We start from the raw sequence: 10,660 nt of genomic DNA on the forward strand, positions 1-10,660 counted from the left end.
ATGAGAGAATTAGTTGTAAAAGACAATGCCTTAATTAATGCAAGCTATAACTTAGATTTAGTAGAACAACGTTTAATTTTATTGGCCATTGTTGAGGCAAGAGAAAGCGGGAAAGGTATTAATGCTAATGATCCCCTTGAAGTACATGCAGAAGGTTATATCAATCAATTTGGCGTACATCGCAATACGGCTTATCAAGCATTAAAAGATGCCTGTAATGATTTATTTGCAAGACAATTTAGCTATCAAAAAATAAATGAACGAGGGAATATTGAGAACTATAGATCCCGTTGGGTTAGTGAAATTGGATATGTAGATAATGAAGCAGTAGTTAAACTTATCTTTGCCCCTGCCATAGTTCCCTTAATTACACGCTTAGAAGAGCATTTCACTAAATACGAATTGCAACAAGTTAGTAATCTCAGCAGTGCTTATGCTGTTCGCTTATATGAATTATTAATTGCTTGGAGAAGTACTGGCTCTACTCCTGTTATAGAGCTAAGTGATTTCCGTCAAAGAATTGGCGTACTCGATACAGAGTACAAGCGTATGGAACGCTTTAAAACTAGTGTACTTGAGCTTGCTATTAAACAAATTAACGAACATACAGATATCACTGTGAAGTATGAGCAACACAAAAGAGGTCGATCAATTTCAGGATTCTCTTTTACTTTTAAACAGAAAAAGAAGGACAACCCACCGATAGAAAGAGATCCGAATACGTTAGATCTCTTTACGAAGATGACTGATGCACAACGCCATATGTTTGCAAATAAACTTTCTGAACTTCCTGAAATGGGTCGTTATTCCCAGGGAACTGAAAGCTATCCGCAATTTGCTGTTCGTATTGCTGAGATGCTGCAAGACCCTGACCGAATAAAAGAACTATACCCATACCTAAAAAAAGTGGGATATATGCCATCAAATAAAAAGGACACCGTAAATGGCTAAGTTATCACTAAGTGAAGTATCTAAAAAATTTCATGTGGATAGATCAACCATTTACAGAGCTGTACGTAATGGACGTTTATCACGCTCCAGTGATGGACAATTCGATCTAGCAGAGGTCATCCGATGCTTTGGAGAACCTGAGCAAACATCTCAAAAAATTGAATCATCTAAGCAAGAAGGTGATGAATCTACAAAAAAACTTATTGCCCATTTAGAAAATGAAGTCAAAAAATACCAAGAACGTGAAGAACGGTTAATGCAACAAATTGACCGTATGCAAACACTCATTGAGCTGAAAAGTGTTGCACCTGCCACAGCAGCACCACAACAAGATGCTACGGCATGCGACACCGATCTACCACAGCATGCGACAACACAACAAGACAATGATAATAAAAAGAATAATGAATTAAATATTGCAGAAAATGTGGCAGTGCCACAGCAAGAAACTACGGCATACCACACCCAAACGCTACAGCATGCCACGTTGCAAAATGTGGCAGTGCCACAACACAAAAAACGTGGATTATTTGGCCGTGTGCTAAATGCTGTTTTTGATCATGACTGAGCAATCTAGGGAGAGAAATCATGCCGAAACTGAAAGACATTGCCCTGGGCATTATTGTGGCTCCGCTGCTGATCCCGATTATGCTAATTGCATCGTACCAGGATAAAAAGGCACTGAAGAAAGAGCTGGATGAACGCCAAAAAGAAAAAGACCAGGCATCCTGATTATTCAATTGAGCTAATCAAAAGTGTGAAACATTGATTAAATAGTAGGCGTGGAACGTGAAAAATCATAAAAAAAACCCACCTTGGGGAAGGTGGGCTATCAACTAGAAACTACATCATTGATTTCTAAGGATAATTATAAAGCATTTCGTATAAGGTGTATTATGTTAATTTTAGTAGAACTAATAAATCTATATATTTGAAAATGTCATTTTACTCAATTAAATACTCTTCAGATATTTCACACTGTTCAACAAAAAAATGATCATGTGAAACTAAAATTACAGCGCCCTGATATTGGCTAATAGCCTGCGATAGAAGCTCTCTAGACTCAATATCTAAATGATTTTCTGGTTCATCAAGCAATAATAAATCAATACCATCAGGATAGTGACTCATTGCTAATAATGCGACTTTCAATTTTTCACCACCACTCAGTTCTGATAGTTTTAATAAAGCTTTTTCACGACGAATACGTAACTGACCTAACAAATTTCTCCACTCAACTTCAGTAAGATTGGAGTTATAAAGTGCAAGGTTTTCGATTACGGATAAATCATTATTTAATAAACTAAAGTTTTGATCTAAATACAAACATGTTCCACTAAAGAAAATATCATCACGTTGATGGGTAGAAATCAATTTCAATAAGGTTGATTTACCAATTCCATTAGCACCTTTAAGATGGATTTTTTCGCCAGCTTTCAATGCAAAATTAATTTTATTTGTTGCTGTATGGGGTAGCTTTAAATCATGAATTCTTAAAATCTCTCCTTGCTTCGTACTCTGTAAGTGGAATTCAAACTTCTGAGCTTTGATTTTTTCTACAATGGTCTGCCTATTAATCAGACTATTTTTCAAATCATCAGTTTGTCGAGTTTGTTGGGCACGTAGCTTACCTAAGCTTTGTCCAGCATTTTCCTTTTTGAAATCTAGAAAAATCTTTGCTTGAGAATTAGAATCACGAAGTTCATTGCCTTTAGATTGACGTTTATTCGCTTTCATTAAGCTATCATGTTGCCGTTGTTTTAACTGCTTTAATTCTTTTTTCTCATTATTAATAGACTGAGTTAATGCATCCATGTGTAGCTGATGCTGTTGAATGTAATGCTCATAATTACCTTTGTAGTGTTGTAAGCCTAATTCAGTTAAAGCATAAATATGTTGGACTTGATTGAGTAATTGGCGATCATGACTAATCAGGCATACACCACTAGGGTGTGCCAAAATACTCTCAATTAACCATTGTCTAGATGTTGAGTCTAAATGGTTGCTTGGTTCATCTAAAAGTAGATAGTGATCCTTTTTTAAAAACAAACGACATAAAGCCAGCTTTGTTTTTTGTCCTTCACTCAGTTTTTCTGTTGGAAAGTTCAAATCCGTAGGTAAGTCAGCATTTTCAAGTATATTTTGCCATTTTTGTGGTAAATCCCAGGTATTTTCAACTAACTCATAATCATCAAAACTAGCTGTATTGTTCTCTATACGCCGAAAAGCATGATGTAAATGATCTACCTCTAATGCTTGTGCAATATTTTCAGCATTAAGGCGTTCTAATTGTGCCAAATAATCATGTTGGATATTCCATGAAACTTGACCACTATAATGAATATCTAAAGCTTGGCTTTGATCTAATATTCTGAACAATAGGGATTTACCTAAACCATTACGTCCAATTAATGCAGAAACCTGTCCTGATAAAAGCGTAATGTTTAGCTGATCAAACATTTTCTGTGTAGAAAATTCTAAATTTAAGTTTGAAGCAATACATGCATGTTGCATAAAAAATTCCTCATGTAGAGGATATGCAAAATAGTGAAGATTAACTTATAAAAAACAATATATTATTTAGGATATAAAGTAGAGACCAAGAATATATAGCCACAAGTAGAATCTATTTTGCACATCAAAAGTTTAAAAATAATGATGAGAAAATGACTTACTTCATTGGCGTTACTCTTGGGAGGATGATTTGAATAAGGTTATTTTATAATGATAAGACAATCTGTCAAGCTTGTACTAAAGCTTCTAAAAGTTATTTAACATAATGGCGGTTATACGAAACTTAGATGTAAGCCCAAAGTAGAAATGTCCGGTTTCTCCAAAGTAAAAATGTCCGCTTTTAGAATATGCACTTTTGCAATTTTCTTATGTTCTTAAAAAAAATAGTTCTAATTAGTACAATAATAACTAGTAGTCTTGCTCTTGCATATGATCCTACAACGCCTTCATATTATTTAACGAAAGAATTGTGATGTGTGCAGAATATTATGCAGACTGTATTGATGTCTATGGGTCTGCTGGTAGCGGTGGAATGTCAGAGTGTGGAAACTCTTTAAATACATGCATCACTACAGGTGATTGGAATCCACCAAATCTTCCTGTACCATCATCGGATAGATTATTAAACCTTTTTAGTTCAGAAACTAGAGAAGCTACAACAAGATATACCACGGCCTAATAAATCAGGATCTCAATGTAATATGATTGGGATCCTTACCAACATATATAGAAGAGAAAAATGGATCAATTAAAAAAAATAAATGATGATTTGTATCAAGCTGCAATATTATTAGACAGTATTCCTAGTAAGATTCAATCAGATCCATCACTAGAAAATAGAGAAAATATCTTACTGATAGGAAAAGCTCTCAGTCATATTTTTGAACTCCAAAATAATATTTATAAAATTCGCCCTGATTTAAAAAATAATAATCAGTAATAACAGTTATTTATAGTATTTTTTAAGAAAGATAGCGGCTCATTTGAGAATATAAAAGTAATATTCTATTTGTAATAGTTTCTCTGAAATTAACATAATACGGATTATACGAACTAGCCACGTAATGCAACTTGCATTACAATATTCCTATGCATTCAATAAATGGGAAAAATAATGGCTACTGTTAACTTCAGGGTCGATGAAGCCCTTAAAGAAAAATCTTATTCAGTTCTAAGAGAACAAGGTATTGCACCTACTGAGTTTTTTACAAATGTCCTTGAATACATTGCAGCGACTGGGAAACTCCCTGTACAAAAAGCCTTACTCTCAGAAGAGGATACCGAGCTATTAGCGATTGTTCGTAAACGTATTAATGATCCTAAAGAAATGTTTGAGGAAATTACTTTAGATGACTTATAAGCTTTTACGTCATAAGGACTTCACAGCTGAATGGGAAAAGCTTCCTAGTGCTATAAGAGATCAATTTAAGAAAAAACTTGCCAAGGTCATAGAGCAGCCACATATTCCAAAGAATATGCTTAGAGGTGATCTTGCAGGTTGCTACAAAATTAAATTATTAAAGGCTGGAGTCCGACTAGTTTATCAAGTTAAAGATGATCAGGTAGTTATCTTGCTCATTACGGTTGGGAAACGAGCTGACAGCATAGTTTATGACGAAGCGAAAAAGCGCATTAAAGACTAAAAATGGGAGCTTAGAGCTCCCATTTTTGACTTCGCATAACGTGATGTGTGCTTAAAAAACAGGAGGGTTTAACTTGGTAAACTATACATACTCATTAGGAGTTTACCATGAGCAAGAAACAGAAGACTTACACCGCAGAATTTAAAGCTGAAGCCATAAAAGCCATTGAAGAGAACCAAGGTAATGTATCGGAATCCGCTAGACAACTTGGCATTTCAATGCAAACCCTTTCGAACTGGAATAACAAAGCAAAGGCTGGAACTTTAGCAGGCACAAAACAGTATTCGCCCGATCTAAACGCCTTACTCGAAGAAAATAAGAAGCTTAAACAACAGCTCAAAACAGCTGAAATGGAACGTGAATTTTTAAAAAAGGCAGCAGCGTACTTTGCCAAAGAAAGTCAGTGAGGTACGCCTATATGAAATCGCAAAGCCACTTATTTCCGATTATTTTAATGGCTCGATTACTTCGTGTATCCGTTTCTCGCTTTTATGATTGGCTAAAGCGAGGCATGAGTAAAAGATCAATTCAGCGAAATCAGCAGACAATTTTGGTCAAAATAGCCCATGAAGAAACCAAACAAAGCTATGGCTATGTTCGATTAACCAAGCATTTACAAGCGCAAGGTATCAAAATAAGTACGTATGCTGTGCGCCAAATAAAAAAATCAAATCAGTTGTATTGTAAGCGCCATAAGCGTTTCAAAAGAACCACGAACAGTGATCACAACCGTTCTATTTATGACAATTTACTCAAGCAACAGTTTTCAATGACGAAGCCTAATCTTGCGTGGTCGAGTGACATTACCTACATTTGGACGGCTGAGGGCTGGTTGTACTTGGCAGCTGTCAAAGATCTTTACACGAAACAGGTTGTTGGCTATAGCTTAAATGAGCGCATGACAGCCAAGCTTGTTTGTGATGCATTGAATATGGCTATTCGCAATCAGAAACCTGCTAAAGATCTCATTGTACATTCAGATAGAGGCAGCCAATATTGCAGTAATGAATATCGAAACTTACTTGAGAAATTTGATTTTCAGGGTTCAATGAGCAAAAAAGGCGACTGCTTTGATAATGCACCGATAGAGAGTTTCTGGGGCATACTCAAAAATGAACTAGTCCATCATCGCAACTACAAAACAAGGGAAGAAGCCAAAGCGGATATTACAAAATATATAGAGTTATTTTATAATCAGCGAAGAATTCAAAAAGGCTTGGATTTTAAGACACCAAATCAAATGGCAGAAGACTTTTATCGGTTAGCTGCCTAGAATCTCCCAAGTGAAAGTCTCCTGCTAATTCAGCACACATCATTGATGTTTAAAAGATTCATCATTCTTAAATTTATTCAAAACCCAAGCGCCAAGCAAAATTTTCCGTCTAGTTTCATTTTTCCGTTCTTGAGCTTTGGCTTCACTTAAAAGTTTTTGCTGCTTAAGTTTAAGCTCATTCTGTTTCTGTTTTGCCTGTTCTAAGATCTGCTCTTGTTCTTTTTTCAAATACTCAATTTGCTCTTGTAGAGATAACTTCTTCTGCTGTGCTTTAGTGAGCTTCTTTAAAACTGCATCTTTCTTTTCTTGAATATCTGACATTGAACCGTACCGGGTTTGTCGGAGACCACTTTTCTTGAGAGAATGTCCCGATGAAAAAAGTAAAATACACCCCTGAAATCAGAGATAGAGCGGTTCAATTATTGATTGAATCCGAAAAAGATTATCCATCGAATTGGGCTGCGATCACAGCAATTGCGCCTAAGATTGGTTGTACTCCTGAAACACTTCGTGTTTGGTATCAAAAATATTTAGATAAACAAAATCCAGTTAAAGTACAGCAGCTTTCAGACCAAGAACGTATCAAACAACTCGAACGCGAAAATAAAGAACTGCAACGCGCCAATGAGATTCTACGTAAAGCAGCCGCTTTTTTCGCCCAGGCGGAGCTCGACCGCCCACACAAATAATGGTGGATTTTATCCATAACAATAAAGATCGATATGGTGTTGATGCGATTTGTAGGATTTTACCGATCGCAGCTTCAACCTATTACCGAACTTTAGATCTCGCTGACAATCCAGAACATCGAGCGAAACGAGATCTACATGATGAGCATCATGCTGAACAAATTCAACGAATTTGGAAAGAAAGTTCAGGTCGATATGGTGTGCGTAAGGTCTGGCAACAATTGAAACGTGAAGGTTATGTTATCGCACGTTGTACAGTTGCTCGATTGATGCAGAAGCTAGCTATACAAGGTGTTTGGCGTGGTAAGAATAAACAAACCACCCGTAGCCGAGATGATCAAAAAAGAGCAGATGATTTAGTGAAACGTAATTTTAATGCTGATCATCCTGACCAACTGTGGGTGAGTGACTTTACGTATATTCAAACTCATTCAGGCTGGGTCTATACCGCCTTTATTATTGATGTATTCTCACGAGCAATTGTTGGATGGAAAGTATCTACACGGATGAATACAGATATGGTGCTCGATGCACTTGAGCAAGCATTGCACGATCGAGGCATGCCAAAGAATGTGATTCATCATTCCGATAGAGGTGTTCAATATCTTTCTATTCGCTATACCAATCGTTTAGAAGCTGCAAATTTACGAGCATCAGTCGGTACGACTGGTGATTCATACGATAATGCTTTGGCTGAAACGGTGAATGGCTTATACAAAACAGAGGTGATTGAATATTTAAAAGCAGATTGGCAAGGTTTAGCAGATGTACAACTTGCGACACTAAACTGGGTAGATTGGTTCAATAAAAAGCGTGTACACAGTGCACTGGGTTATGTATCGCCTTTTGAGTTCGAAGCAATGTACTATGATAAGATTGACCCGTTAGGTCAGGTGGCCTAACTTAAATAAAAAAGTCTCCGACAAACCCGGTACGGTTCACATAGTATTAAACCGTGATGATCAATAATCAAACATCATCATAGAGTCAAAAAACAAAGCGAGCAATATCAAACGTAGCGAAGCGGAGTTTTCCCGGAATGAAATGAAGGGCGCACTTACCCACTTTTATCATTTCATTCAAAAGTGGACGTTGCGACAGGGGAAACCCCTGTACCCCATGACCTCGCTTTAGCATGGTCAGCAACTTTTTCAAAGTTGCAAAAATCAAAACCACGGTATGCAGAAATTTAGGTTTTTAAAGTGGCAATTTTTCATTTGAATGAAAGCAACATCTCACGAAGTGACGGACGTTCAGCCGTTGCTTGTGCTGCTTATCGTGCCTGTGAAAAATTAGAGGATCTGACTTTTGGAAAGACTCAGGACTACACTAAAAAAAAGGGACTTGAATACAAAAATATTTATGCACCAGAACATACCAATACAAAACTTTTAGACCGTCAAACACTTTGGAATACAGTAGAAAAAAAAGAATTCAATGCCAATGGCTCAATGAAAGCCAATGCACGACTCGCCAAAGAATATATCTGTGCTTTACCACATGAATTAACAGATGCAGAACGCATAAAAATCGTTGATGACTTTTGCCGAGACTTTGTGAACAAGCACAATGTTATTGTCGATGCCTGCATCCATGCACCACATGAACATAACGATGAAACCAATAATAAAAACTATCACGTACACATGATGTTCACGACCAGACTCATCAATGAAAAAGGCGAATTAGGAAAGAAACAAAGAATCTTCAACGACCATGGTCCCGAGATCCTGAAGGACAGCCGAGCAACTTTTGCCAATGTTGTAAACACAGTATTGGAAAATGCCGGACTAGACGAACGCATCGACCACCGGAGTTACAAGGATCAGGGCTTAGACTTTCTTGAACCCACTCATCATGAAGGGCATGAAGCTACAGCACTTCGCAGACAATATGACGAGGAACAAAAAAGACCGCTTGAAGAACGTAACACTGAAATTGTGCTGCCAAGAATTGCACTTGAAAATGATGCAATCAAAGCCAAAAATTTAGATGCTGCACGAGAATACCAACAGATCATCAAGGGCCTTGATCAAGAAATTATTGTTCCAAGTCGATTAGAAGATCAGATTACCCAGCTGGAAAACGAACTTCAGTTAACCGAAGCAGAAGAAAAAGAGCTTTTAGCAGAATTAGTAAATCTCAACCTAGAAGAAGAACGCCTGCAAGAACAACAGGTTCAACAGATCGACAACGCATATGATGACTTCATCCGGTGCCAAGATATTTATGCAGAATTTGCCAATCAGTTTTACACCATTCAAAGCAATGCTGCTGATAATCAAAAGCAGATTGAATCAAATCTCACCAAGACAAAACGATGGTTAGCAGAAAACAAAAGCGATTTTTACCTACATAGCAATAATTTGTTTTATGACTCTTATCATCATACTTACAGAGATATAAAAAAACCTGATTTTTATGCGACTGAAAAATCAGTAGAACAGGCAAAAAATGAGAACTGGAGAGAATACGCAACCGAGGTCGAACAACTTGCTAAAGAATACGATATTGAGAATGTCGTCCAACGCTTAGGTCAATGCTCAGAGATACTGGAAAATAATGGGATTGAACGACCAACGATAAAACCCACGTTTTGGCAGAAGCTAAAACGAGAGTACGTTCATTCATTCGATACCCTACATGATTTTAATGATGATATGAGTCCCCTCCTTAAAGCAAAACGGGCAGATGATCTCAAAATTGAACAAGAAAGAATGCAGCAAGTACGCCAAGCGGAAGTAGATCGCCAACGAAGAATTGAAAATGATCGCAGAGAAAGTGAATTTAGAGAGCAATTACGTAAAGAACGAGAGCAAAAAGAACAACGCTATGAACAAGAAAGACACGAACGAGAACATTTGGCATTTTTAAAACGCCAAGAATTGGAAAAACAGCAGAAAAATGAGCCTAAAAAACCAGAAAATGAAAATAACAACGATTACCGACCTTGGTGAATGCTGTTTAAACGCAAAAAAATAGGGTTTTTAGCGATGTTTTGCTAAACCACAGTAGATTTATAGTTGAGTTAAGAAAAAACTCTTAAATCGCAAATGAGAGCATTTAGCGAGTGTCTACGAGCGAACTACAGGGATCTAAATTTTTTCACCTGTTTTTCCCTGATTACAGGCTCCCCTGTGTATCAAGAACTCAGAATCAGAGCATCCCGAATGGGTGCGAACTGATTACGATGGCTTTATGTCGAGCGAAGCGAGTAAAAAGCTCATGAGCGAAGCGAATTCCGAGCTGCTTTTGCTTTTTTTTAAAGTCACAACCCAATGAGCCAAAAAATTGCCCCAACGAATCGAGCGAAAGCGAGATTCAATAGAGTTTGAGCGCAGCGAAAACCAAGGGCAATTTTTCCTTGCCTGGGCTTTTAATTATTTTAAAGTTTTTAAATACTTTTAGACACGCTGAAAGCCTTTATTGGCAATACTTTCAAAGGCTATATGACACCGTTTACCTTGCAATATGACACCGTTTACCTTGCAATATGACACCGTTTACCTTGCAATATGACACCGTTTACCTTGCTTATAGCACTAAAATTAATTATTGTGTCATAGCATAATAAATAATACTGGTGCTTC

The 10,660-nt window shown here is 37.0% G+C and carries 11 protein-coding genes and 1 other annotated feature; of the genes, 9 read left to right on the forward strand and 2 right to left on the reverse strand.

What is annotated here, in order from left to right:
- Genes repM through MST18_RS16485 form a run of 3 tightly spaced genes read left to right on the forward strand, consistent with a single transcriptional unit; the run spans position 1 to position 1,683 of the window.
- The gene (gene repM / locus MST18_RS16475; protein WP_001208778.1) at positions 1-951 is read left to right on the forward strand and encodes a replication initiation protein RepM; all 951 of its coding nucleotides are present in this window, start codon (positions 1-3) and stop codon (positions 949-951) included.
- The gene (locus MST18_RS16480; protein ID WP_002011656.1) at positions 944-1,519 is read left to right on the forward strand and encodes a plasmid replication DNA-binding protein; all 576 of its coding nucleotides are present in this window, start codon (positions 944-946) and stop codon (positions 1,517-1,519) included. The genes repM and MST18_RS16480 overlap by 8 nt, the downstream gene beginning before the upstream one ends.
- Before the next feature lie 20 nt (positions 1,520-1,539).
- Positions 1,540-1,683, forward strand: a complete 144-nt coding sequence (locus tag MST18_RS16485) for a hypothetical protein (RefSeq protein WP_001125247.1) — start codon at positions 1,540-1,542, stop codon at positions 1,681-1,683.
- A gap of 213 nt (positions 1,684-1,896) precedes the next feature.
- On the opposite strand, the gene MST18_RS16490 is transcribed toward MST18_RS16485, so the two are convergent.
- Entirely contained in the window at positions 1,897-3,465 is a 1,569-nt protein-coding gene (locus tag MST18_RS16490; RefSeq protein WP_159124549.1) for an ATP-binding cassette domain-containing protein, read from the reverse strand.
- Between the two features lie 739 nt (positions 3,466-4,204).
- Between MST18_RS16490 and MST18_RS16495 the strand changes: the two genes are divergently transcribed.
- The 4 genes from MST18_RS16495 to MST18_RS16510 all read left to right on the forward strand — a co-directional run bounded on the left by MST18_RS16495 (position 4,205) and on the right by MST18_RS16510 (position 6,381).
- A complete protein-coding gene (locus MST18_RS16495) occupies positions 4,205-4,405 on the forward strand; it encodes a hypothetical protein (protein ID WP_163146734.1) in 201 nt (66 codons plus the stop codon).
- Positions 4,406-4,579: 174 nt separating this feature from the next.
- Positions 4,580-4,825 carry a type II toxin-antitoxin system RelB/DinJ family antitoxin gene (locus MST18_RS16500; RefSeq protein ID WP_111885987.1) on the forward strand — a complete coding sequence of 82 codons (246 nt, stop codon included), beginning with the start codon at positions 4,580-4,582 and terminating at the stop codon, positions 4,823-4,825.
- On the forward strand, positions 4,815-5,108 hold the full coding sequence (locus tag MST18_RS16505) for a type II toxin-antitoxin system RelE/ParE family toxin (protein ID WP_074947749.1): 294 nt from the start codon (positions 4,815-4,817) through the stop codon (positions 5,106-5,108). The genes MST18_RS16500 and MST18_RS16505 overlap by 11 nt, the downstream gene beginning before the upstream one ends.
- Positions 5,109-5,215: 107 nt before the next feature.
- Positions 5,216-6,381, forward strand: a protein-coding gene (locus MST18_RS16510) for an IS3 family transposase (RefSeq protein WP_119285041.1) whose coding sequence is annotated in 2 segments (ribosomal slippage) — positions 5,216-5,474 and positions 5,474-6,381 — 1,167 coding nt in all. Because the reading frame shifts where the segments join, the coding sequence is not laid out codon by codon here.
- Positions 6,382-6,420: 39 nt separating this feature from the next.
- Here MST18_RS16510 and MST18_RS16515 read toward each other — a convergent pair.
- Positions 6,421-6,702: a hypothetical protein gene (locus MST18_RS16515; protein ID WP_257250405.1), complete on the reverse strand. Its 282-nt coding sequence runs from the start codon at positions 6,700-6,702 to the stop codon at positions 6,421-6,423.
- Between the two features lie 50 nt (positions 6,703-6,752).
- Between MST18_RS16515 and MST18_RS16520 the strand changes: the two genes are divergently transcribed.
- Positions 6,753-7,972 (forward strand): IS3 family transposase gene (locus MST18_RS16520; RefSeq protein WP_180134041.1). Its coding sequence is split into 2 segments (ribosomal slippage): positions 6,753-7,029 and positions 7,029-7,972, totalling 1,221 coding nucleotides; the frame shifts between segments, so codons are not numbered across the junction.
- Positions 7,028-7,144 (forward strand) — a sequence feature (AL1L pseudoknot). It overlaps the preceding gene by 117 nt.
- A 300-nt stretch (positions 7,973-8,272) precedes the next feature.
- Positions 8,273-10,027 (forward strand): MobQ family relaxase, encoded by a 1,755-nt coding sequence (gene mobQ, locus MST18_RS16525; RefSeq protein WP_257250407.1) that lies wholly within the window; start codon positions 8,273-8,275, stop codon positions 10,025-10,027.
- Positions 10,028-10,660 lie beyond the last annotated feature (633 nt).

Source organism: Acinetobacter sp. YH12068_T (assembly GCF_024606005.1).
Taxonomy (GTDB): domain Bacteria; phylum Pseudomonadota; class Gammaproteobacteria; order Pseudomonadales; family Moraxellaceae; genus Acinetobacter; species Acinetobacter amyesii.